The sequence below is a fragment of the Lactococcus sp. dk101 genome (assembly GCF_009601055.1).
Lineage (GTDB): Bacteria > Bacillota > Bacilli > Lactobacillales > Streptococcaceae > Lactococcus.
The window spans coordinates 143420-165783 of record NZ_WITI01000002.1 but is presented as its reverse complement, the minus strand read 5'-3'; the positions used below and the strand labels follow the sequence as shown (position 1 = coordinate 165783).

24 protein-coding genes and 1 pseudogene are annotated in these 22364 nt (G+C 38.5%); 8 read left to right on the top strand and 17 right to left on the bottom strand.

The window, feature by feature from the left end; translation table 11 throughout:
- Window positions 1-14: 14 nt before the first annotated feature.
- The 7 genes from GHI45_RS02690 to GHI45_RS02660 form a co-directional block, all read right to left on the bottom strand.
- Window positions 15-1412 carry a glutamate decarboxylase gene (locus tag GHI45_RS02690; RefSeq protein WP_147778954.1) on the bottom strand — a complete coding sequence of 466 codons (1398 nt, stop codon included), beginning with the start codon at window positions 1410-1412 and terminating at the stop codon, window positions 15-17.
- 11 nt (window positions 1413-1423) lie between these two features.
- Window positions 1424-2413 (bottom strand): choloylglycine hydrolase family protein, encoded by a 990-nt coding sequence (locus GHI45_RS02685; protein WP_147778953.1) that lies wholly within the window; start codon window positions 2411-2413, stop codon window positions 1424-1426.
- Between the two features lie 307 nt (window positions 2414-2720).
- A complete protein-coding gene (locus GHI45_RS02680; protein WP_147778952.1) occupies window positions 2721-3227 on the bottom strand; it encodes a hypothetical protein in 507 nt (168 codons plus the stop codon).
- Window positions 3228-3338: 111 nt separating this feature from the next.
- Window positions 3339-3491, bottom strand: a complete 153-nt coding sequence (locus tag GHI45_RS02675) for a hypothetical protein (RefSeq protein WP_153497388.1) — start codon at window positions 3489-3491, stop codon at window positions 3339-3341.
- A gap of 183 nt (window positions 3492-3674) precedes the next feature.
- Window positions 3675-5078 carry an LCP family protein gene (locus GHI45_RS02670; protein WP_147778951.1) on the bottom strand — a complete coding sequence of 468 codons (1404 nt, stop codon included), beginning with the start codon at window positions 5076-5078 and terminating at the stop codon, window positions 3675-3677.
- A 91-nt stretch (window positions 5079-5169) separates the two neighbouring features.
- Window positions 5170-5829, bottom strand: a complete 660-nt coding sequence (cmk, locus tag GHI45_RS02665) for a (d)CMP kinase (protein WP_147778950.1) — start codon at window positions 5827-5829, stop codon at window positions 5170-5172.
- A 26-nt stretch (window positions 5830-5855) separates the two neighbouring features.
- The gene (locus tag GHI45_RS02660; protein WP_147778949.1) at window positions 5856-6377 is read right to left on the bottom strand and encodes an SAG1386/EF1546 family surface-associated protein; all 522 of its coding nucleotides are present in this window, start codon (window positions 6375-6377) and stop codon (window positions 5856-5858) included.
- A 45-nt stretch (window positions 6378-6422) separates the two neighbouring features.
- On the opposite strand from GHI45_RS02660, the gene GHI45_RS02655 reads away from it, so the two are divergent.
- The 5 genes from GHI45_RS02655 to GHI45_RS02635 all read left to right on the top strand — a co-directional run bounded on the left by GHI45_RS02655 (window position 6423) and on the right by GHI45_RS02635 (window position 10460).
- Window positions 6423-6632 (top strand): ferredoxin, encoded by a 210-nt coding sequence (locus tag GHI45_RS02655; protein WP_147778948.1) that lies wholly within the window; start codon window positions 6423-6425, stop codon window positions 6630-6632.
- A 283-nt stretch (window positions 6633-6915) separates the two neighbouring features.
- Window positions 6916-7908, top strand: a complete 993-nt coding sequence (locus GHI45_RS02650) for a mannose/fructose/sorbose PTS transporter subunit IIA (RefSeq protein ID WP_147778947.1) — start codon at window positions 6916-6918, stop codon at window positions 7906-7908.
- Window positions 7909-7925: 17 nt separating this feature from the next.
- On the top strand, window positions 7926-8729 hold the full coding sequence (locus GHI45_RS02645; protein WP_147778946.1) for a mannose/fructose/sorbose family PTS transporter subunit IIC: 804 nt from the start codon (window positions 7926-7928) through the stop codon (window positions 8727-8729).
- A gap of 22 nt (window positions 8730-8751) precedes the next feature.
- Window positions 8752-9693 (top strand): PTS system mannose/fructose/sorbose family transporter subunit IID, encoded by a 942-nt coding sequence (locus GHI45_RS02640; protein ID WP_147778945.1) that lies wholly within the window; start codon window positions 8752-8754, stop codon window positions 9691-9693.
- A gap of 374 nt (window positions 9694-10067) precedes the next feature.
- Window positions 10068-10460: a DUF956 family protein gene (locus GHI45_RS02635; RefSeq protein WP_147779131.1), complete on the top strand. Its 393-nt coding sequence runs from the start codon at window positions 10068-10070 to the stop codon at window positions 10458-10460.
- A 14-nt stretch (window positions 10461-10474) separates the two neighbouring features.
- Here the strand turns inward: GHI45_RS02635 and GHI45_RS02630 are convergent, their stop codons facing one another.
- Window positions 10475-11131 (bottom strand): YitT family protein, encoded by a 657-nt coding sequence (locus GHI45_RS02630; RefSeq protein WP_147778944.1) that lies wholly within the window; start codon window positions 11129-11131, stop codon window positions 10475-10477.
- An 88-nt stretch (window positions 11132-11219) separates the two neighbouring features.
- Between GHI45_RS02630 and GHI45_RS02625 the strand changes: the two genes are divergently transcribed.
- Window positions 11220-11576 carry a DUF956 family protein gene (locus GHI45_RS02625; RefSeq protein WP_153497387.1) on the top strand — a complete coding sequence of 119 codons (357 nt, stop codon included), beginning with the start codon at window positions 11220-11222 and terminating at the stop codon, window positions 11574-11576.
- Window position 11577: 1 nt separating this feature from the next.
- On the opposite strand, the gene GHI45_RS02620 is transcribed toward GHI45_RS02625, so the two are convergent.
- Window positions 11578-12273 (bottom strand): YitT family protein, encoded by a 696-nt coding sequence (locus GHI45_RS02620; protein ID WP_147778942.1) that lies wholly within the window; start codon window positions 12271-12273, stop codon window positions 11578-11580.
- Between the two features lie 483 nt (window positions 12274-12756).
- On the opposite strand from GHI45_RS02620, the gene serS reads away from it, so the two are divergent.
- Both serS and GHI45_RS02610 read left to right on the top strand, forming a co-directional pair.
- On the top strand, window positions 12757-14028 hold the full coding sequence (serS, locus tag GHI45_RS02615; protein ID WP_147778941.1) for a serine--tRNA ligase: 1272 nt from the start codon (window positions 12757-12759) through the stop codon (window positions 14026-14028).
- A 101-nt stretch (window positions 14029-14129) separates the two neighbouring features.
- Window positions 14130-15167, top strand: a complete 1038-nt coding sequence (locus GHI45_RS02610; RefSeq protein ID WP_147778940.1) for a S66 peptidase family protein — start codon at window positions 14130-14132, stop codon at window positions 15165-15167.
- Between the two features lie 30 nt (window positions 15168-15197).
- On the opposite strand, the gene phoU is transcribed toward GHI45_RS02610, so the two are convergent.
- From phoU to smpB, 8 genes and pseudogenes are all read right to left on the bottom strand, one after another.
- Entirely contained in the window at window positions 15198-15851 is a 654-nt protein-coding gene (phoU, locus tag GHI45_RS02605) for a phosphate signaling complex protein PhoU (protein WP_147778939.1), read from the bottom strand.
- Between the two features lie 125 nt (window positions 15852-15976).
- Window positions 15977-16738 (bottom strand): phosphate ABC transporter ATP-binding protein PstB, encoded by a 762-nt coding sequence (gene pstB, locus GHI45_RS02600; protein WP_147778938.1) that lies wholly within the window; start codon window positions 16736-16738, stop codon window positions 15977-15979.
- Window positions 16739-16823: 85 nt separating this feature from the next.
- Window positions 16824-17630 carry a phosphate ABC transporter ATP-binding protein PstB gene (gene pstB, locus GHI45_RS02595; protein WP_147778937.1) on the bottom strand — a complete coding sequence of 269 codons (807 nt, stop codon included), beginning with the start codon at window positions 17628-17630 and terminating at the stop codon, window positions 16824-16826.
- 68 nt (window positions 17631-17698) lie between these two features.
- Window positions 17699-18586 carry a phosphate ABC transporter permease PstA gene (gene pstA, locus GHI45_RS02590; RefSeq protein WP_147778936.1) on the bottom strand — a complete coding sequence of 296 codons (888 nt, stop codon included), beginning with the start codon at window positions 18584-18586 and terminating at the stop codon, window positions 17699-17701.
- Complete coding sequence (pstC, locus tag GHI45_RS02585; RefSeq protein WP_147778935.1) at window positions 18586-19509, bottom strand: phosphate ABC transporter permease subunit PstC; 924 nt, start codon at window positions 19507-19509, stop codon at window positions 18586-18588. Before pstC ends, pstA begins: the two co-directional genes overlap by 1 nt.
- 26 nt (window positions 19510-19535) lie before the next feature.
- Entirely contained in the window at window positions 19536-20387 is an 852-nt protein-coding gene (locus GHI45_RS02580; RefSeq protein ID WP_147778934.1) for a phosphate ABC transporter substrate-binding protein PstS family protein, read from the bottom strand.
- Window positions 20388-20705: 318 nt separating this feature from the next.
- A pseudogene (locus GHI45_RS02575) lies at window positions 20706-21590 on the bottom strand (phosphate ABC transporter substrate-binding protein).
- Between the two features lie 277 nt (window positions 21591-21867).
- Complete coding sequence (gene smpB / locus GHI45_RS02570; RefSeq protein WP_147778932.1) at window positions 21868-22335, bottom strand: SsrA-binding protein SmpB; 468 nt, start codon at window positions 22333-22335, stop codon at window positions 21868-21870.
- Window positions 22336-22364: the final 29 nt, after the last annotated feature.

Genomic DNA, 22364 nt, shown 5'->3' with positions numbered 1-22364 from the left:
TTAGTTAAAATCGGTTAGTGAGTGAAACCTGTTGCATGTGCCTCTTCATCTTTGTGGAAAGTTACATTTGCTTTGTTCAATTCAGCAATTGCTTCTTTGAAGTCTTCAATAAGTGAAACAACCATGTTTTGGCCAAGGTCTGCACGACAAACAAAACGTTGAACGATTGTATCTTCAATGCTTTCAGGCATTGGATACGCTGGAATTTGCCAACCTTTCATTTGAAGGCGGTCAGCCAAGTCGTACAAGTTCCAATTCACGTCTGCATCGTCTTTTAATTTGTAACATACGATTGGAATGTTTTTACCATCGTTGTAAATTTCAAAGAGTCCTTCTTCTTCAACTGCTTTCGCAATTGACATCGCAGCTTTTTGAGTTCTCAAATGAATTTCTTTGTAGCCATCAAATCCGTAACGGTAGAAGTTATAATATTGACCAATGATTTGGCTTGCACTTCTTGAGAAGTTGATAGCCATTGTTGGCATTGAACCTCCAAGGTAGCTTACGTTGAAGACCAATTCTTCTGGGAGATAAGCTTTATCTCTCCAGAGAATCCATCCAACACCTGGATATACAAGACCATATTTGTGTCCTGAAGTGTTGATTGATACAACGTTTTTAAGACGGAAATCCCATTCTAACTCAGGGAATACGAATGGTGCAAACATTGCTCCACTGGCACCGTCAACGTGGATACCCAATTGACGATTGTTTTCCTTGTTGTATTTTTCAACTTTTTTATCCAACGCTTTGATGTCGTCGTATTTACCAGTATATGTGATACCCAAGATACCAACGATACCGATTGTGTAATCATCAACGTAGTCCATAACTGAGTCAATGTTAAGGCTCATATGTTTTTCGTCGATTGGAACAGTTCTCATTTCAACGTCCCAGTAAACACAGAATTTTTCCCAGCAAACTTGGAAACCTGAAGAAATTACCAAGTTAGGACGTTTTGTATAAACATCCAAACCACGTTCTTGTGCTTCTTTGCGCCATTTGAATTTCATTGCCATTCCGCCAAGCATACATGCTTCACTAGAACCAACTGTTGAAGTTCCGATATAATCTTTTCCAGGAGCATTCCACAAGTCTGACAAGATGTTGATACAGCTTGTTTCAATTTTTGCTGTATTTGGATATTCTGATTTGTCAATGGCATTTTTTTCAAATGTTTCTGACATCAATTTAACAGCTTCGTCTTCCATGAATGTTTGACAGAATGTTGCAAGGTTTTGTCTTGCATTTCCTTCATCAATGAATTCATCTTTGATCAATTGATAAGCTGTGTTTGCGCTGATTGGAGCTTTTCTCAATTTTTTGAGTAAGATATCTTCTCCAGCTTCTTTTGTAGCAAAGATTGGTTTTTCAACTTCTGATTTACCAAATCCCAATTTGTCGTTAATCATGTAAACTCCTTTTAGTTCAATTCTGCAAAATCTTCTTCGTGTGAAACGTTGAATGTGATAACTTTATCTGAATTGATCAAGTCATCAGTCAATGTTACTTTAGAAATACGATGATTTTCATAATTTGTGAAGTAATATGAACGAGTCTCGTTACACATTACACCAACGTATTGTGAATAGTCTGAAGTGTTATCATCTTTCAATACAACACCTTTTGGAATACGAACTGAAGATAGGATGTGGAAACATGAGTTAACACCGTCTGTTTCGTCTTTAGCTGGTTCTGAAAATTCTTTCAAGATCGCAGCACGGATGAAACGTTCTGGTGGTGTGTAGCCTCCAGGAAGTCCAAGACTACCTGTTCCTTGTGAGAATGGAGTTGCTTTAAACTCTCCAATTTCCATTGGTGCAAATTGTTTAGGTTGCACGTTAAGGTAATTACGGAGGTTTGTTACATGCCATTCAAGAACTGGTGAATTAGTCATGACATCAACTGGGTTTTCTTTGATAAAGAGCGTATCAGATGTTGGTTCAATAACAACGCTTTCTCCAGTTTCATCAGTGATAATCCAGTGCAATGGTGTCACGAAATTAAGCAATGGTGCTTCTTTTTCAACGATTTCAATATTTGAAACAACAGTTCTAAGTTCAGCAACAGTTGAAATGTTACCAAGTACCCAAATAATAAATTCATGAGGAGCAAATGATGTTTTATCGGCGCTAGCAGATTGTTGATACTTAGCGTCTCCTGGCAAATATAGTTCTGCCATAGACAAACCTTTTTCGTTAACACCATCGGCAACGAAATAGCTTGTTCCGAGCTGACGACCAGCTCCTACAAAACTAAATTTGTTTTCATAGTTCTTGTCAGAAACAGTTTCTGACCAATTATATTTTCTTGGGAAGAATGTTGGATTTGGATCCAGTGGAAATGAGAAATCCATTGTTCTTGACAACAAGTGATGACTATCTAATGTTTTTAAGAAAATACTTGTACACATAATTAAAGCCTCCTATTTTTTATAAGCAACATTTGCAACACATAATTATAGAATATTTAGAACAATTATTTAATTAATCTATTTTTAATACAAAACATGTTTTGAATTAATATACCTAAAATTATGTTTTTATTGTAGCATTAAATTTTTTATTTTGCAATATTTTTTCATGAAAGTGCTTAACAATTTTATTTTTTTAATATTGAAATCTATATATTATATTTCTAAAAATAATTATTATTGTCAATACTTTTTCAAATTTCAAATTAAAAAATCCTTAACAAAAGGCTTTGAGACTTGATTTAACCTATCTAGACCTCTTCCCAATAATCCATTTGTAGAGAAGGATATTGATCTGATTTAACAAGATAGTAATAAAAACGATCAGCAACCAGTAATCTAGGAAAACAAAAAATATATAAGATACTTTGTATAATATTTCACTATGTGACATTTTCTCGACCATTTTTGCAAACGTATCAACAACAATGACCGCTATTAATAATACAAAATCTAAAAAGACGTTAACAGCAGAGATTTCCCATAGATAAGAAAAGCTCTCAAAGGCTTCTTTATGCCTAATCACGCCCATAAATAAGATGATATGAAGCGTAATTGCGATTGGAATGCTTTCGACCCAAATGATAAATTTTGGTGAATAGGCTAAATATCGTATGGTAGCTCCGACTGTGGAAAGAAATAGAAAAACGATACAATTAACGAGAGTAAACCTCCCTTCTTTCGTTGTCATAAGCTGCTGGATGGTTAATTTTGCTAGACGTCCTATTTCTTTGAAGCTCGAAATGATTTTCATAAACTGGGTATTCCTTTCAATACTGTCTGCATCTTGTTTTGTCGATTGACAGATTTAAAAAATAAGAGACCGTCAGGCAGTCCCTTACTTTTACTTTACTTCGCATACCTCTTAATACTCAGCAACTAAGCCGATCAGGAACAAAGAAACGCCTAAAACTACAAACCACGTTTTTACATCACCTTGCTTGAACTTAATTGCAAATGCAATCCCCATTAAGATCAATCCACCGATTAAACACAAAACTTTCCAAAACAATCTCATCGTTATTCTCCTTACTTTTGTAATGCATCAATGATTAAAGACAACCATCTATTTCTTAAGAGTTATATTAAATTATACAAATTTATTTTACACTTTAGATATATTATTGTCAATATAAAAATAAGTTTTAGAAATATAATTGTTATATAAAAAAGCTATTCTTCTACAAGAATAGCTTTTTAGTTATTTCCCAAGTAATTCTTGACTCAAGGCTTTATACTTCGTCATATCGATTGAAAGACCAAGTCCACCATATTTGTCGTAAGCATTGGTCCAATCGTTTAATTCTGGAATTGTTGTCGATTGAAGGCCACCGCTCATGCCAAAGAGAGTTCCTACACCGGTGGTTAAGAAGAATGAATTTGGAATATTGGTCATCGTTACTGCACGCGCAGTTCCTAAGGCACTTGATCCTGTAAATAGTGTCACTGGATTTTTCATCTTGGATAAGACGACACTCATGACTTGTTGTTGACGTTTAACACGCCCAGCATCTCCTTCATCATCATGTCTGAAACGGGCATAATTCAAGAGTGTACGGCCATTCATTTTTTGCTTGCCTTGTTTAATCATCATGAATGTTCCGCCGCCATCCGGATAACCTAAAGCCGCGGCTTCTTGGGCTGTCAATGTCTTATCAGAAGAAAGCATTCCTTCAGTAGCGGCTAAATCATCTGGCACTGGAACTTCTGTCATTTTAGCTCCGTTGATGGTTGAAAATTGTGCATCAATTTCAACACCGTTCGGGAAGAGAGAATCAATAATTGTGGCGAAACTTGAGAAATCAACAACAGCATAATATTTGATATTAACACCGAAGTTCTCTTTTAAAGTTTCACTCAAGAGATTTACCCCTTGTTTACTATACTGCTCACCAATGGTAAAAGCAGCGTTTATCTTGACATTGGGTTTTCCATAATTTGTCACACCTGGAACAGTCACCAGTGTATCACGCATAAAGCTTACCAATCTCACTGTTTTCTTATCTTTGGAAATATGCAACACCATGATTGAATCTGTATGAGCCACGTCTTCGCTTTGACCTGGGCGCTTATCAGCTCCTAAGACTAAAATGTTGGTTGAGCCATCAGAGTTGCTAAGACTGGTAAATTTTTCTGGTGTAATGCTTCCACCTTCGTGAGCCACACCGCGATTATATCCATAAACAAAAAAGCCAACCATCACAAGAATAACGAGCACCAAAATGGAAAGAATCCATCTGAACCAATGTTTCTTTTTCTTGCCTTTTTTATCTTTTTTATTCTTTTTATCTTTTTTATTTTGGTTTTGAGGCATTTCTGCTTGCACATTCGTTGGAGGCATCACAACAGCCGCATTTTTTGGAAGTCGGTTGCCGCGTCTCTTTGAGTGGCTTCTTGTAGAATTGGTTCTTGAATCTTCATGATACGTCTCTTGCTCTGGGTAGGCTTCTGAGTAATCTGATGCCGCTTCTTGATAGGTGTCAGAGATGCCATAAACTGCATTGTATTCATTGAGCAATTCGTAATACTCTTGTCTTTGTCTGATGGTTAAAAAGTCGAGATTATGACTTAAGTACTCCAGACGTTTCAAATTTTTTTCGTTCATTGTATTGTTATTATATCAAATTTTATTTTTTTGTGTTTAATCATTCACAAAAAATCAAAAAAACTTTCTGTCAGAACTGACAAAAGAGCTTTTAAAGCTCTTTTGCTTTCGTTTCAATAAATTGAACCACATCGTTAATTGACATTCCTGTGCTATCTAACAAAATGGCATCTTGCGCTTGTTTGAGTGGCGAAACTTCTCGGGTAGAGTCTTTTCGGTCACGTTCAGCAATTTCAAATTTCAATGTCTCTAAGTCTGTCGGAATTCCTTTGAGTTGGTTTTCTTTAAAACGACGCTCTGCACGTTCGTCAACAGATGCCACCAAGAAGATTTTTAAATCGGCTTCTGGTAGGACGACTGTCCCGATATCGCGCCCATCCATGATAATATTACCTTCTGCGGCAATACGTTGTTGTTCTGCAACTAAAAATTCACGGATTTCAGAAATCGCAGCCACCCAGGAAACATTATTAGTTACTTCGTTTGTACGAATGAGGCTTGTTACATCTTCGTCTCCTAAAAAGACCAGTTGCCCTTTTTTGGTATTTTTAAATGAAATCGGATTGTCAGCAATGACAGAAATAATATCATCGGCAAGGCCTGTTTTATTACGTAAAGCAACAGCCGCTGCAGCACGATACATGGCACCAGTATCTAAGTATATTAGCCCTAAATCTTGAGCAACAATTTTCGCTACTGTAGATTTACCACTTGACGCTGGTCCATCGACCGCAATTTGAATCTTTTTCATTTTGTTTCTAACTCATTTCTAATTCATTATTTAAGTTTGATCACTTGACCGGCATAAATCGCTGATCCGTCTGCATTATAGCCTGAAGCTGTAATGTTGTTGAGACTCGCAATAACAGACCATGAAACGCCCGTTTCAGCTGCAATTTTCGATGGTGTATCACCTGATTTAATTGTATAAGTTGTACCAGCTGCTGCGGAGCTCGAACTTGCCTGCGTCTGACTGCTGCTTGATGCAGAGCTTGCCACGCTAGAGCTACTGCTTGTTGCCGCTGATGAGGAAGCTGCAGTTGATTGCTGTGCTGTTGAACTAGAGCCGTTGTTGAAGGACGAAGTAATGCTTTTCGAGTTTTGTATTGCGCTGTTCCAGAGGACAAAAGCAAGCGCTAAAGTGATCAGAACAAACATGATGACCACTAAAATTGTAAGGAAGACTGTCGAAAAGGGCTTTTTCCCTTCATTTTTTGTTCTTGATTGACGATTGTAATCTTCAGGATCTTCTCTCATCGCTTTATATATTTCATTATTCCAAGGTTCTTTCGTTGCCACGACTTTTTCCTTTCTTTTTTCATCATTTTTTTATATCATTTTCTTATGAAGATAAAAATTGTTCCAGAAAGATGTATTTCGTGTGGCCTTTGCCACATCAAATCACCAAGTACTTTTGATTATCACGATAATGGGATCGTCAAATTTTATACAACCGAAGCACTTGAAGAGGAGTTTCCAGATACAGCTGAAAATTTGCAAGCCGTCAAATCTTGTCCAACCGCTGCCCTTCAACTTGTAAAAGAACAAAGATAATGTTTGAAAAACAGAATCCTTGTTTTTTTTATCTTACGTTCTATTTTACCATAAGTTTTGATTTTATTATAACCTTTGTATTGTCTAGCGCAAAAAAAGGCAATTAGACAATACTTTTTGTAATCTAATCTTTTTTTATCTATTTTTTCAGAAAAATTAAAATAAAAAAGCAATATTATTAAAGCATAATTGTTTACGTTTACAGTTGATTATACAGCTTTTCTGTAGTATAATAAAAAGGTAATGATTTTATTATTATAATCTTATATAGGAGGTTACTCAATTGAGTATCGGAATTGTTATTGCGAGCCACGGCGAATTCGCCCTCGGCATCAAACAATCTGTAACAATGATTTTCGGTGAGCAAGAAAAAGTACAAACAGTTACTTTCATGCCCTCTGAAGGTCCTGCAGATTTACATGCTAAGCTCGAAAATGCTATCGCAACTTTTGATGCCGAAGATGAAGTGCTTATCCTTGCTGACTTATGGAGCGGTTCTCCATTTAATCAGTCAAGTGCGATTCTTGGTGAAAACCCAGACCGCAAAATTGCAATCATCACAGGTCTCAACCTGCCAATGCTGATTCAAGCCTACACAGAACGTATGATGGATGCGTCTGCAGGTGTTGAAAAAGTAGTTGCTAACATCATGAAGGAAGCTAAAGAAGGCATTCGTGTTCTTCCAGAAGCTCTTCAGCCAGAAGAAATTGCCCCTGTTTCTGCAGCACCAGCTGCAAACCAAGGTGCAATTCCAGAAGGAACAGTTATCGGTGACGGTAAGATTAAAATTAATCTTGTCCGCATTGACACTCGTCTTCTTCACGGACAAGTCGCTACGGCTTGGACACCAGATTCAAAAGCAGATCGTATCATCGTTGTTTCTGACAATGTTGCCAAAGACGAAATGCGTAAAACTTTGATCGAACAAGCTGCACCATCAGGTGTTCACGCTAACGTTGTTCCAATCAAGAAAATGATTGAAGTTGCTAAAGATCCACGTTTTGGTGGAACTCATGCCTTCTTGCTCTTTGAAAATCCAGAAGATGCGCTTGCAGTTGTTGAAGCAGTCCCTGGACTTATCCCATCAATCAACGTTGGTTCTATGGCTCACTCAACTGGTAAGACTATGTTGAACAACGTTCTTTCTGTAGATAAGACAGACGTCGCTACTTTTGAAAAATTGCGTGACTTAGGCGTTACATTTGATGTACGTAAAGTCCCAAGTGATTCAAAAGCAGATCTCTTTGCTTTAATTACTAAAGCAAACGTTAAATAATAAAGGAGAAATTTAAAATGAGTGCTATTTCAGTCATTTTCGTTCTTATCTTCGCGTTCCTTGCTGGACTTGAAGGTATCTTGGACCAATGGCAATTCCACCAACCAATTCTTGCTTGTTCATTGATCGGTCTTGCGACTGGTCACTTGTCAGCTGGGATTATCCTCGGTGGTTCATTGCAAATGATCGCCCTTGGTTGGGCAAACGTAGGTGCTGCTGTCGCTCCCGATGCTGCACTTGCATCTGTTGCATCAGCTATCTTGATGGTTCAATCAGGAAACTATAGCTTGTCAAACATCACTGGTGTTATCGTACCTGCTGCTATCTTGCTTGCAACTGCAGGTCTTGTACTTACAACACTTGTTCGTTTCATCAACGTTGGTACAGTTCACTTGGCCGACGCTGCTGCAGAACGCGGTTCATACTCAGGTGTACAAATGTGGCACCTTGTCGCACTCCTTCTTCAAGGTTTGCGTATCGCTATCCCTGCTGGTATCATCTTGGCAGTTCCTGCTAAAACAGTTACAGACGCTTTGAATGCTATCCCAGGATGGGTATCAGGTGGTCTTGCTGTCGGTGGTGGTATGGTCGTTGTCGTAGGTTACGCAATGGTTATCAACATCATGGCAACTGCTGAATTGTGGCCATTCTTCTTCCTTGGTTTCGTTCTTGCTCCCCTTTCAGAAATCACTTTGATTGGTATGGGTGTTATCGGTGTCGTTCTTGCACTTATCTACTTGAACCTTTCAGATAAAAAAGGGTCTGGTGGTGCAGCCGCAGGTTCTGGTGACCCTATCGGCGACATTCTGAACGATTATTAATAGGAAAGGAGAAATAATTAAAATGGAAAATACAACTAAAAAGTTTCACCTTTCTAAGAAAGAACGTTTCTCAGTAATGATACGTTCAATGTTCTTGCAAGGTTCATGGAACTATGAACGTATGCAAAACCTTGGTTTCCTCTTTGCAGTAATTCCTGCATTGAAGAAATTCTATCCTTCTGGTTCAGACGAAGCTAAAGCAGCTTTGAAACGCCACATGGAATTCTTCAACACTCACCCATATGTTGCTGCTCCTATCATCGGTGTAACTCTTGCCCTTGAAGAAGAAAAAGCAAATGGTGTAGAAGTTGATGATGCTGCTATCCAAGGTGTTAAAGTTGGTATGATGGGGCCTTTGGCCGGTGTTGGTGACCCAGTCTTCTGGTTCACAGTTCGTCCAATCGTTGGTGCCGTAGCTGCTTCACTTGCTACAAGCGGTTCAATCGTTGCTCCTTTGTTCTTCTTCTTCGTATGGAATATCATCCGTATCGCTTTCTTGTGGTACACACAAGAATTTGGTTACAAACAAGGTACTGCAATTACATCTGACCTTGGTGGCGGAATGTTGCAAAAATTGACTAAGGGTGCTTCTATCCTTGGTATGTTCATTCTTGGTGCTTTGATCCAACGTTGGGTTAACATCAGCTTCACTGGTGCTAACGCAATGCTTCCTTCAAAACCTTTGCAAGAAGGTGCATACATTGAATTCCCTAAAGGTTCAGTATCTGGAACAGATTTGCAAACAATCCTCGGTCAATATAAATCAGGTCTTGGACTTTCAAGCACAGCTCAACAAAGCTTGCAAGATGTCTTCAACTCATTGATTCCTGGCTTCATTGCTTTGCTTCTTACATTCCTTGTTATCTGGATTCTCCGTAAATGGAAAAATCCAAATGCACCTTTGGTTATTATCATCGGTCTCTTCATCTTGGGTATTCTCTTGCACGTTGCAAAACTTGCTTAATGATGTTAAAGTCGTCCTCGGACGGCTTTTTTATTATCTTCTTTTGCAACTTAAACATTTGTCCATGCTCGCTAAGTTGCTAAAGCAACAAGTCGCAGTGGCACGTTGCAAAACTTGCTTAATGATGTTAAAGTCGTCCTTGGACGGCTTTTTTATTATCTTCTTTTGCAACTTAAAACATTTATCCATGATTGCTACAATATTTTTAGGTCATTGAGCTACAAAAAGTCTTTGGAAAAGCGCTCTTTCTTTTTGTTTTATTATTATAGAAAAATAAAATTATTTTGAGCTTAAATATGCTATAATGATTAAGGATAGATACTGGTTTAATCCAGACAACATCACAATTAATGATTGAATGGAGTATTAATAATTTGGCTCAATCTTTGAATACAAAAGTTGATTTAACAACTGAAGCTGTCTCTTATCTGGGCTTTTCTCAGTATGGTAAAATCATGGTAGGTGACAAGGCAATCGAATTCTTCGATGATCGAAATGTCGATAATAATATGCAATTCCCTTGGAAATCAATTTTGAGAGTTGAAGGCGAAGTGAGTAAATCGTTTGGCGGAAAAATGAAAATTGGACGTCAATTTGCGATTGTCTTACTCAATGGTAAAAAAGTGCGCTTTTCTTCAAAAGATTCGGGGAAAATCCTTAAACTCCTTCGGGAACAGATTGGAAATGACAAGGTGGTTAAAGCCCCTAAATTCTCTGACGCATTCAAAAATTTACTGCATAAATTTAGCAAAAAAAAGAAAGCCTGAGCCTTCTTTTTTATTTATTTTCCGAAGAAATTTAATCTCAACTGCTTCAGAATTCGATTGCGATAGTCGGCTCTTCCGACAAAACGGGTCACTTTACTAAAGATAAGACATGACAAGAGGGTCACTGCAAAGTTTGGTAGGGCAAGGTATGTCACCAATGACAACAACATGACGACTAAATCAATTCCAAACAGAATGCGGTCGATTTTGAAATTCCATTGATCTTCCATCATACGACTGAGTAAAAGTGATCCACCAAATGTTCCTTCTGAGATGACAACTAAGCCCGCACCAATCCCTGACAAAAGACCATCAAAGAGTCCTGCCCAAATCATTTGATTGAAGACAATTCCTTTAATTCCGATACTTTCAAAAATTAACATCCAAATGCTCATGGCGGCGGCTCCTGGAATGCTCAATAAAAGCTCGCGTTTGGTCAGTAATTTCCAACCAAATAAAAAGAGGGGAATATTAACTAAAAAGAAAGTCAAGGCTGGGTTGACATGAAAGACAAAATTGATAAAGACTGAAAAGCCTGCAATTCCGTTACTTGCCAAATAATTTGGAATAACAAAGAGTTGGACGGACAAAATATAGAGTCCAACGCCGAAAATCAAAACGGCAAGGTCGCGCATGAATTTTTTGTCAATTTTTACATCTAGTAGGGTCATTTTTTACTCCTTTAGGGTGAAATCTGGCTACTCTAGTCTTGTCATTTTATGATATAATGAAGTCAATACTGATTCACGGAGGAACATCTTGACTGATTCAATCACAAATACTATCGAGTATGAAACGGCTGCAAGTTTATTTATTGGTGCGCAAATGGAAGGCTTTATTAAAATTGGCAATCTAGGTTTGGAATTTCAATATCGCAACAAACATTTAGGGAAAAATTTATTTTTTGCTTGGAAGGATATTCGAGAGGTTCAAATCAATATCTCTATGCGTGGCAAATTGGGCAAGGAATTTTCTATTGAAACAGGAACTCAAACTGCTGTGCGTTTCTCGTCAAAAGAGACAGGCAAAATTGTTAAATTGATAAGCGCGCACATTGATAAAAAACGAATAGTCAGAGCTCCAAATTTACTGTCTCCTTTCAGTATGAAAAAATGAGTTAATTTTTAAAGAATAATAAATTACTAGCAACTTGCTGTCGATATTCTTTTCGTCCAATCAGGCGGGTAATTTTACTAAAGATAAAACATGATAAGAGCGTCACTGCGAAATTTGGTAGGGCAAGGTATGTCACCAATGACAGCAACATGACCACAATATCAATCACAAACAATGCCTTGTCAATAGGCATTTTTGTATGGCTTTCCATAATGCGACTAAACATAAGAGAACCGCCAATGGTGCCACGCGATAGAACGGCTAAACCGACACCAATTCCAGAAAGAATGCCATCTGAAATACCTGCTAGGATTAAATGATTGTATTGGATACCAGGAATATTGATGGCCTCAAAAATCATTAACCATAGTGTCATCGCTGACGCACCGAAAAGACTGAGCAAAAGTTCTCTTTTTTCAAGAAATTTCCCCCCAAAAATAAACAAAGGTAAATTAATCAGCAATACAGTCAAAAAAGGACTGATGCCAAATACGAAATTCATAAAGACGGATAGACCAGCGATCCCATTGCTTGCAAGTTCATTGGGCATGACAAAGAGTTTGACCGAGAGCGCATATAAACCGACGCCAACCAGTAAAATGGTCAGGTCAATAAAGAAGCGTTTATCGAGTTTAACGGATAAAAGGCTTGATTTTTTTTTAGAATTCGGGGAATGGTTGTGTACTACTTTTTTCAAAACGTGGAAGTCTCCTTAACTATGGGGCTTTATTTCAATTTGAAATATTTTTGTAAAATTTTTGCTATATAATAATCATAACATTTTTTTCTCTAATCTTAAAACGATTTTCCAAATTCTTTAAAAAAATCTTTGACAAGTCCTGATAAAACTGGTAAAATATGCTTGAAGACTAGATTTGTAAAGTATTTCAGAGAGCTTGTGGTCGGTGTGAACAAGTAAAAACTTTTAAACTCTTTCTCCTTCCTTGATTTCTCTTGAAAAAGAGAACGGCCGCTCACGTTACGAGATTCGAGATTTCTGTCACTCTTGCGTCTGACCATTCTTCTGGTCAAACTTTTACGCAGTTTCATCTGCTGATGACAGGAAAATTTAGGTGGAACCGTACTTACTTGTGCCCTAATGCTTCTTTTTAAAGGAGGATTAGGGCATTTTTATTTTATAGAAAGGATTGATTTTCAAAGAAAATCAATGTGAACAAAGATGTTAGACATTAAAAAAATTCGTTCAGAATTCGATACTGTTGCTGAAAAATTGGCAACCCGTGGAGTGGCCAAAGAAAAATTGGAAGCTCTTCATGCTTTCGACCTTAAACGTCGTGAATTGATTGTTAAATCTGAAGAACTCAAAGCACAACGCAATACCGTTTCAGATGAAATTTCACAAATCAAACGTAGCAAAGGTGATGCTTCTGCTCAAATCACTGCCATGCAAAAAGTTTCAGCAGACATTAAAGAAATTGATGCTGAACTCGCTGAAATTGAAGAAAAAGTAACTGAAATCATCGTTATGTTACCAAATATCCCAAATCCATTGGATCCAATCGGCCCTGATGAAGACAGCAACGAAGAACAACGCCGTTGGGGACAAGTGCCTAGCTTTGATTTCGAACCAAAACCACACTGGGACTTAGGTGAAGATTTGGGGATTTTGGACTGGGATCGTGGCGCTAAAGTAACTGGCGCTCGCTTCCTCTTTTACAAGGGTGCTGGTGCCCGTTTGGAACGTGCTGTTTACAACTTCATGCTTGACGAACACGCCAAAGAAGGCTACACAGAAATGGTGACACCTTACATGGTCAATGCTGACTCAATGTTCGGAACTGGTCAATATCCTAAATTCAAAGAAGATACTTATGAAGTAAAAGGCGAAGACTATGTTTTGATCCCAACAGCTGAAGTGCCTTTGACAAACTACTACCGCAACGAAATCTTGGACGGTAAAGACTTGCCAATCAGATTTACTGCTATGTCTCCTGCTTTCCGTTCAGAAGCTGGTTCTGCTGGACGCGACACACGTGGTTTGATCCGTTTGCATCAATTCCACAAAGTTGAAATGGTTAAATTTGCTAAACCTGAACAATCTTACGATGAATTGGAATCAATGACAGCAAATGCTGAAAGCATCTTGCAAAAACTTGGTCTTGCTTATCGTGTCATTCGTCTTTCAACAGGCGACATGGGCTTCTCTGCAGCCATGACTTATGACCTCGAAGTTTGGATTCCTGCTCAAAATACTTACCGTGAAATTTCTTCATGTTCAAACTGTGAAGATTTCCAAGCACGTCGCGCGCAAATCCGTTACCGTGATGAAGACGGCAAGGTTCAACTCTTGCACACATTGAATGGTTCAGGACTTGCAGTTGGACGTACGGTCGCAGCCATTCTTGAAAACTACCAAAATGCTGATGGAACAGTTACAGTCCCTGAAGTACTCCGTCCTTACATGGGTGGCTTGGAAGTTATCGGAAAATAAAATAGAAAAAGCCTTCTGTCATTACTGACAAGAGGCTTTTATTTTATTTTTATCACAATTGACGCAGTATGCTATAATAATAAAAACAATTGGAGGTGCTTATGGAACGTATTTTCCCTGAAAAATTAAAAGCTGGCGATGAAATTCGCGTGATTTCATCAAGTTCTTCTTTATTACGGACAGGAACTTTTCAAGATAAATTGTTAGCCAAGGAGCGTATCGAGGCCTTAGGCTTCAAAGTTAGCTTTTCAGAACACATTTTGGAAAACGACTTGCTAGAATCCTCTTCTATCCAATCTCGTATGGCCGACTTTCACGCCGCTTTTTCTGATAAAAACGTAAAAGCCATTCTCTGTACGATTGGTGGCTTTAATTCGAATGAGCTTTTACCCTTTATTGACTGGAATATTGTCAAGGATAATCCAAAAATTTTCTGTGGTTTCTCTGATATTACTGTCCTTCATCAAGCCATTTTTGCTCACACGGGACTTGTGACTTATTATGGGCCTGGCTATATCGCATTTCTGATGAATGACCTTCAGGAGTTTCAAACGAAGCAATGTCTAAAGGCTGTCAGCGCTGATAATTCATCGTGTCGCCTTAACGAAGTATCGGAAATCGCCAATCAAGGCGAGGACAAAGCTGAGGATCGTTATTTTCTTCAAGCGAGCGACTTCTTTACGAGTGATGAGTGGTATCTTCCCGAAAAGCCGCGTCATTTCTTAAAAAATGAATGGAAAATCTATTCTGCGGGGACTGCCCATGGCATCAGTTTTGGAGGCAATCTGAACACCATGATGTTGGTGACTGGAACAAGTTCTCAGGTTCGACTGAGCAAGCCCGTTGCATTTTTAGAGAATGCTGAGCAAGAAGATTTCTATGACTGGGATCGAGAATTGGCACATTTTCTCCAGCTCTATCCTGATCTTTCTGCACTCGTCATTGGGCGTTTTCCAAAAGAAGCTCAAATGACTGATGAAATTCTTCGTTTTATTCTTGATAAACACCCTGTATTGCAAGACATTCCTGTCATTTATGATGTTGACTTTGGGCATACGCAACCCATTTTCACATTTCCTTTAGGTGCAGATGTTGAAATCTCGACAGCTCCTCTGTCAATCCAAATTTTGAAAGGCTAAAAAAAGCTGTCACTAAGGACAGCTTTTTTCTTATAATTCAACGATAGTTCCTGATTTGAGGTAAACAATCCATTCGCAAAGGTTGATGGCATAGCCAACGATGCGTTCCAAATAAACCAAGGTCAAGAGGTATTCTTTACCTGTTGTAATGGTCTCTGCATTTTCTTTCATGGCCTCGAGAATTTTATTTTCAATCTCATGGTTCATGTCTTTGATCACTGTTTGTTGAGCCGCAATCTCACGCGCACGAACATCATCGCCTTGAATATAAGCATTGAGTGACGCATCAACGATTGATTTTACTTTTTCACCAAGCAGTGAAATATCTTCTTCTGCTTCATGAATACGTTCTTCACCCTTCAAATGAATGGTCGCTTTGGCGATAGAAGCCACGTGGTCACCCATACGTTCAAGGTCAGAACTTGCCTTCAATACGGTAACAATCGTTCTCAAATCTCCTGAAACAGGCTGTTGGAGGGCAATCATTTCGAGTGATTGAACTTCAAGTTGACGTTCTTGTTCATTGATTTCGAAGTCGCTAGCGATGACTTCTTCTGCCAAATCTCTGTCATGACTGACAAAGGCGCGAACCGCTTTGTTAAGTTGGGCAGAAACTTGTGTTCCCATTGAGTAAAATTTGTTATGAAGTTTATTCAAATCGTCTTCAAATTGTGTACGAAGCATATTTTTTATCCTTTTTATTTTCTAATGTAAGTATAACATAATTCTCATGGAAAGGCTGTCAGTACTGACACTCATATCACTGACAAGATTTTCTTACGAAAGCGTACGCCCACATTTTTTGTGAATTAACCAAATCGTCCTGCAATGTAATCTTCTGTTTCTTTCTTTTCAGGATTTAAGAAGATTTTTTTCGTATCATCAATTTCAATCAAATCGCCATTGAGCATGAATGCTGTACGGTCAGAAATACGTGATGCTTGTTGCATACTGTGTGTTACGATAACAATGGTATAATTTTTCTTCAATTCAAGCATGGTTTCTTCAACACGTCCCGCAGAAATTGGGTCAAGTGCTGAAGTTGGTTCGTCCATCAAGATGATGTCTGGATTGACCGCAAGCACACGTGCAATACAAACACGTTGTTGCTGTCCACCTGATAAACCAAGGGCTGAACTGTGCAGAATATCTTTGACTTCATCCCAGATATTTGCTGCTTTAAGTGAATTTTCAACTACTTCATCAAGGATAGCTTTGTCTTTCACACCTTTTAAACGCAAGCCATAAACCACATTTTCATAAATTGAAAATGGAAATGGATTTGGTTGTTGAAAAACCATGCCGATTTCTTTACGAAGGTCAACGGTATCAACTTTAGGGCTGTAAATGTTACGGTCTTTATAGTTAATGCTTCCGGTGATGGTAACGGTTGGAATTAAATCATTCATGCGGTTGATTGAACGCAAGAGGGTTGATTTCCCACACCCTGAAGGGCCAATCAATGCTGTAATTTCATTGGGATAAAATTCCATATTGATATTATTGAGTGCTTTTTTCTTGCTGTAATACAAGCTCAAATCACTTACTTTTAAAATTGCTTCTTTTGTCATATTCTCTCCCAAAACTTGAGGTTATTTTTGCCAATTTGACTTGCTGTCAGTACTGACAACAATTCTTCACTTAAGTATTGCTGGCTTATCCGAAGTGACCTGAAACATAATCTTCAGTCGCTTTCAAATTCGGTTGCGTAAAGATTTTGCTTGTTTCATCGTATTCAATCAAGTCCCCAGAATAATAAAAGGCTGTATAATCACTCGCACGAGAGGCTTGAGCCATATTATGTGTCACGATAATAATGGTATAATCTTTTTTCAAGTCTGACATGGTTTCTTCGATTTGCATGGTTGAAATAGGGTCGAGGGCTGAAGCGGGTTCGTCCATCAAGATGATGTCAGGTTTGACAGACAAGGCACGCGCAATACATAAACGTTGTGCTTGTCCACCAGACATAGCAAGTGCTGACCCGTTCAAATTATCCTTGACTTGGTCCCAAAGGGCTGCTTGTTTCAAGGATGTCTCAACGATTTCGTCCAATTTTTTCTTATCTTTTACCCCTTCACGACGGTGAATAAAGGCAATGTTTTCATAAATTGATTTTGGAAATGGATTTGGACGTTGAAAGACCATTCCGATTTGTTTGCGGACTTCATATACATTAACCTTAGGGTCATTGATATTAACGCCTGCATAATTGATTTCGCCTGTTACTCTGGCACCGTCAATGGTATCGTTCATGCGGTTTAAAGCACGAAGGTAAGTTGATTTACCTGATCCTGAAGGGCCAATCAATGCCGTGATTTTATTTTTGGGAAATTGCATTGAAACACCGTGAATTGCTTCTTTTGTTCCATTATAAAAGACACGCAAATCCTCAGTCGATAAAGCAATATCGTCATCAAACGTCATAATGTGACGTTCGCTCCAATCATAAGTTGTTGCCATAAAATTTTCTTTTCCTTTTTCTGTAGCGAAACACCTAAACCTATTTAGGCTGTTCCTTCTCTAACTGATCAATGACCTGAAGTCAATTTCTTGTGAATTCTATTTCCAATAAAACGAGCGCCCAGATTGAAGAGTAAAACAAAGATAATCAATACTGCTGAGGCACCTGCCGAAATTTGTTGCGCTGTAGCAATGGTTCCTTCAGTATTCAAAGCCCAAATGTGAACTGCAAGTGTTTCAGCAGGACGGAAGAGCGACAATGGAGAAGTTAAACTCATTGGGTTCCAGTTGGCCCAGTCGATAGGAAGGTTGGTTTGACCAGCCGTATAAATCAAAGCGGCCGCTTCACCAAAGACACGTCCTGATGACAAGATAATCCCTGTAATAATTCCAGGAACGGCAGCAGGCAAGATGATTTGTGTTGCTGTTTCCCATTTTGACAAACCAAGAGCCAAACCACCTTCACGTTGCATGGTTGGAATAGCACGCAATGATTCTTCGACATTACGTGTCATCAATGGAAGATTGAAAACCGTAAGTGCTAATGCTCCAGAGAGAACAGAGAAGCCAAGGCCAAATTGTAAAACGAAAATCAACATCCCGAACAAACCAACAACGATTGATGGCAATGAAGAAAGCACTTCGATTGCTGAACGAACCCATGAAGTCAACCAGTGTTTTTGATTGGCATATTCAGAAAGGTAAATCCCAGCACCAAGTGAAAGGGGAACAGAGATAATCAAAGTTACCACTAAAAGATAAACTGAGTTGAAAAGTTGAACCGCAATTCCGCCACCCGTCAATGGGTTAGAGGCTGTGGTCAAAAATTCCCAAGAAACATGTGGCAATCCTTTAACCAAGATATAGATTAAGAGAAATGCGAGAATTGCAACGATAATTGCTGAAAGGACGTAAAGCACACCTGTTGCTATTTTATCCGTACGTTTAGCGTTCATTATTTAAGCTGTCCTTTCTTAGCGATTGCACGCATGGCAAGGTTGAAGATGAGTGACATAATCAAGAGTAAAAGTGCAAGTGACCAAAGGGCATTCGTTTGAATCCCTGGCGTTGCATTTGGAATTCCTGAAGTCAAGATTGAAGTCAATGTTGAGGCAGGTGAAACCAAGTCTTTTGGCATCATTACGGCATTACCTACGACCATTTGAATGGCGAGGGCTTCACCGAAGGCACGCGCCATCCCAAAGATAACGGCAGTTAAAATTCCTGGTGCAGCAGCACGTAAAAGGACGCGCCAAATGGTTTGCCAACGTGTTGCACCAAGACCAAGTGAAGCTTCTTTATAGTGTGCAGGAACAGCTTTAAGTGCGTCAACGGTCATACTTGTTACGGTTGGTAAAATCATAACGAACAAGACAAAAACCCCTGACAAAAGTCCAAGTCCCGTTCCGCCGAAAGCATTACGAATGATTGGCACAACAACTGTCAAACCAATAAACCCGTAAACAACAGAAGGAATGCCGACTAAAAGTTCGATGACCGGTTGCAAAATCTTTTTCCCATATTTAGGTGAGATTTCTGTCATGTAAATACCAGCACCGATTGCAAAAGGTGTCGCTACAAGTGCTGACAGCACTGTTACAATCAATGAACCAGTAAACATTGGAAGTGCACCAACAGCAGGTTTGCCGTCAGGGCCCATGTTACCTGGTGACCAATTGGTTCCAAATAAGAAGTTAAATGGATTGACCTTGTCAACAAAGAAAGTTGACAATCCTTTTTGTGCGACAAAGACAAGAATTGAACCGACAACAAAGACAATCAATGCGATACAAAGGAATGTCAATGTTTTTCCAAATTTTTCAAGTCTTGAATTTTTATTACTCGAAAGTAATTTTTCTTTGATTTTTGCGTTTTCCATAAAGACCTAACTATTTTCTCCAGCTATCAATTTAGCTTTTTAATATTTCCATGCGCATCACGGTCGACTTTCATGTCTGAAACTGAGATATATCCCAATTTTTTCAATGTTTTCGAGTCGTTTGTAACATAGTTGATGAATTTTTCTTCGACCTTATTTTCTTTTGAGTTGTTGGTGTACATGTGCTCATAAGACCAAATTTTCCACTTGTTGATTTTTACGTTGTCGTCATTTGGTGTGACATTATTCACTTTCAATGGTTTAACATTTGGTTTGTTAATATATGAAAATGAAACGTATGAAATGGCACCTGGGGTTTGTCCAACCAATTGAACAACGGAACCAGACGCATCAAGGGTTGGACCATTGATTTCTGTTGCACCATTAAGACCATATTTGTCAAAGTTGACACGTGTTCCAGATCCTGCCGTCCGTCCAATCACTGTGATTTTTTCATCTTGACCGCCAACTTCCTTCCAGTTGGTGATTTTCCCTGTGAAAATATCTGTTAATTGTTGGTCAGTCAAATTTGAAACCTTCAAATTTTCATTGACAATGGGTGCAAATCCGACAACAGCCACTTTATGATCCGTGATTTTTGAGGCATCAATCCCTGTTTTTTCTTCGGCAAAAATATCTGAGCTTCCGATTTGGAAAGAACCTGCGGCAACCTGTGCTAGACCTACACCGGAACCGCCACCTTGAACCATAATAATGTCATCTGGATTTTGCTTCATAAAATCAATAGATGCTTGTTCCACAAGAGGCTGCAATGCTGTCGAACCTCCTGCTGTGACCTGCTTATCTCCTGCCCCACAAGCACTCAAAAGTATGAGTCCTGTCAACGCAGCAAACGTGATTAAAATTTTCTTCTTCATACTGATATTATATCATATTGAGGCAGCTCTAAATGTTAATTGAAAGCGCCCTTATGTAAATATTTTGTAAATGAAAATTACAAACAGCACAGCTTCAAAAGAAACTGTGCCATTCCATGAAAAGAAAATTTTGAAGTTCTAAGCAGGTCTAATGCTTAGGGGATTTAACACCAGTTTTTGATGAATGTCAAATCTGATTTCCACTGAAAGACGATTGTTAAGTTATAGGGAAATGCAATCTTGTGTGTGTGTGTTTAACCTTCAGTAGAAGTCAGATCTGACAGTCATTTTATTTCTGTCAGATGATACTTAATGCGTTTATTTTTTAGTTACTGTGCCTTGTGCGTCACGGTCAACTTTCATATCTGAAACTGAGATATAGCCCAATTTTTTCAAGTCTGCTGTGTCAGAAGTGACATAGCTGATGAATTCTTTTTCAGCAGAAGTTTCTTTCTTCGTGTTTGTGTACATGTGTTCGTAAGACCAAACTTTCCATGCATTTGTTGTTACATTTTCGTCAGTTGGTTTTACACCGTCGATGCTGAGTGCTTTAATATTTGAATTGGTTGTCAAATAAGAGAAGGCAACGTATGAAATGGCACCTGGTGTTTGTGCAACCATTGTTACAACTGAACCTGAAGCATCTTGTGTTGGTCCAGTTACTTCTGTTGCTTTGTCAAGGGCGTATTTGTCAAAGTTAACACGTGTTCCAGAACCTTCTGTACGACCGATAACTGTGATTTTTTCGTTTGATCCGCCAACTTCTTTCCAGTTAGTGATTTTTCCTGTAAAAATATCAATCAACTGTTGTTTTGTCAAATTGTCAACGCTTGTTTTGCTATTGATGATTGGTGCAAAGCCAACTACTGCAACTTTATGGTCTGTCAGTGCTGACGCATCAATTCCTGATTTTTCTTCCGCAAAGATATCTGAATTTCCAACTTGGAATGAACCTTCAGAAGTTTGAGTCAATCCAACACCAGATCCGCCACCTTGAACAGTGATTTGAACGTTTGGATTTTTTGTCATAAATTCTGTCGAAGCTTGTTGTGCCAATGGTTGAAGGGCAGTCGATCCACCAGCAATAATTTTGCCAGAAAGTCCTTAAGTCCCTGTAGATGTTGAAGTGCTTGATGAGCCGCAAGCAGCTAATGTCAACAATGCCGCACCGGCAATAACAGTTGCAAGAATTTGTTTTTTCATAATATCTTTCTCCGATAATTTCTAAGTGATAAGTTTCGCGTAAGCTCTTTTGCTTACAAAATAATTTTACCATTCATTTGACCTGTCAAATGTAAACAGTCAGCAAATAAAGTGTAAATGCTTTGTAAATCTTAATAAAATCAAGTAAAAATCGTTTAAAAAAGGGCCTTTATTGTAAATTTTGAGAAAAATGCATGGTTTGATATGCTTATCTCGTCTGTAAAGTAAAAAAAATGACCCAAAATGGTCATTTTTAATACTGTCAGCACTGACAGGCTTAACGATTGTAAATTTTAAGCTGGCGGGCGATGTCTTTATTTTGTTCTCTGCGCTTAATGGTCTCACGTTTATCGTATTCTTTTTTCCCACGCGCAAGTCCCATCAACACCTTCGCAAAGCCATTTTTCAAATAGACTTTCAAGGGAACAAAGGTAATTCCTGTCCCTGTCAATTCTTTTTCTATTTTGGCAATTTCACTTTTTTTCAACAATAGTTTTCGTGTTCGCGTTTCGTCAACGTTGAACATATTCCCTTGCTCAAAAGGTGCAATATGCACATTTGCCAGCCAGACTTCACCGTCTTTAACACGCGCAAATCCGTCGCGTAACTGTATTTTTGACTGACGAATGGATTTGATTTCCGTTCCTGTCAATACAATTCCAGCTTCAAAGGTCTCGAAAATTTCATAATCATGTCTGGCCTTTTTATTTTGTGCTAAAGGCTTATCTTGTGTATTTTTTACCATTCTTTTTCCTTCTCTGATTACTTTTCAAG

Bases quoted from the DNA above. Each gene is read 5' to 3' on its own strand.
- GHI45_RS02690 (WP_147778954.1), bottom strand. From the start codon at position 1,412: ATGATTAACGACAAATTGGGATTTGGTAAATCAGAAGTTGAAAAACCA.
- GHI45_RS02685 (WP_147778953.1), bottom strand. From the start codon at position 2,413: ATGTGTACAAGTATTTTCTTAAAAACATTAGATAGTCATCACTTGTTG.
- GHI45_RS02680 (WP_147778952.1), bottom strand. From the start codon at position 3,227: ATGAAAATCATTTCGAGCTTCAAAGAAATAGGACGTCTAGCAAAATTA.
- GHI45_RS02675 (WP_153497388.1), bottom strand. From the start codon at position 3,491: ATGAGATTGTTTTGGAAAGTTTTGTGTTTAATCGGTGGATTGATCTTA.
- GHI45_RS02670 (WP_147778951.1), bottom strand. From the start codon at position 5,078: ATGAACGAAAAAAATTTGAAACGTCTGGAGTACTTAAGTCATAATCTC.
- cmk (WP_147778950.1), bottom strand. From the start codon at position 5,829: ATGAAAAAGATTCAAATTGCGGTCGATGGACCAGCGTCAAGTGGTAAA.
- GHI45_RS02655 (WP_147778948.1), top strand. From the start codon at position 6,423: ATGAAGATAAAAATTGTTCCAGAAAGATGTATTTCGTGTGGCCTTTGC.
- GHI45_RS02645 (WP_147778946.1), top strand. From the start codon at position 7,926: ATGAGTGCTATTTCAGTCATTTTCGTTCTTATCTTCGCGTTCCTTGCT.
- GHI45_RS02640 (WP_147778945.1), top strand. From the start codon at position 8,752: ATGGAAAATACAACTAAAAAGTTTCACCTTTCTAAGAAAGAACGTTTC.
- GHI45_RS02630 (WP_147778944.1), bottom strand. From the start codon at position 11,131: ATGACCCTACTAGATGTAAAAATTGACAAAAAATTCATGCGCGACCTT.
- serS (WP_147778941.1), top strand. From the start codon at position 12,757: ATGTTAGACATTAAAAAAATTCGTTCAGAATTCGATACTGTTGCTGAA.
- GHI45_RS02610 (WP_147778940.1), top strand. From the start codon at position 14,130: ATGGAACGTATTTTCCCTGAAAAATTAAAAGCTGGCGATGAAATTCGC.
- phoU (WP_147778939.1), bottom strand. From the start codon at position 15,851: ATGCTTCGTACACAATTTGAAGACGATTTGAATAAACTTCATAACAAA.
- pstB (WP_147778938.1), bottom strand. From the start codon at position 16,738: ATGACAAAAGAAGCAATTTTAAAAGTAAGTGATTTGAGCTTGTATTAC.
- pstB (WP_147778937.1), bottom strand. From the start codon at position 17,630: ATGGCAACAACTTATGATTGGAGCGAACGTCACATTATGACGTTTGAT.
- pstA (WP_147778936.1), bottom strand. From the start codon at position 18,586: ATGAACGCTAAACGTACGGATAAAATAGCAACAGGTGTGCTTTACGTC.
- pstC (WP_147778935.1), bottom strand. From the start codon at position 19,509: ATGGAAAACGCAAAAATCAAAGAAAAATTACTTTCGAGTAATAAAAAT.
- GHI45_RS02580 (WP_147778934.1), bottom strand. From the start codon at position 20,387: ATGAAGAAGAAAATTTTAATCACGTTTGCTGCGTTGACAGGACTCATA.
- smpB (WP_147778932.1), bottom strand. From the start codon at position 22,335: ATGGTAAAAAATACACAAGATAAGCCTTTAGCACAAAATAAAAAGGCC.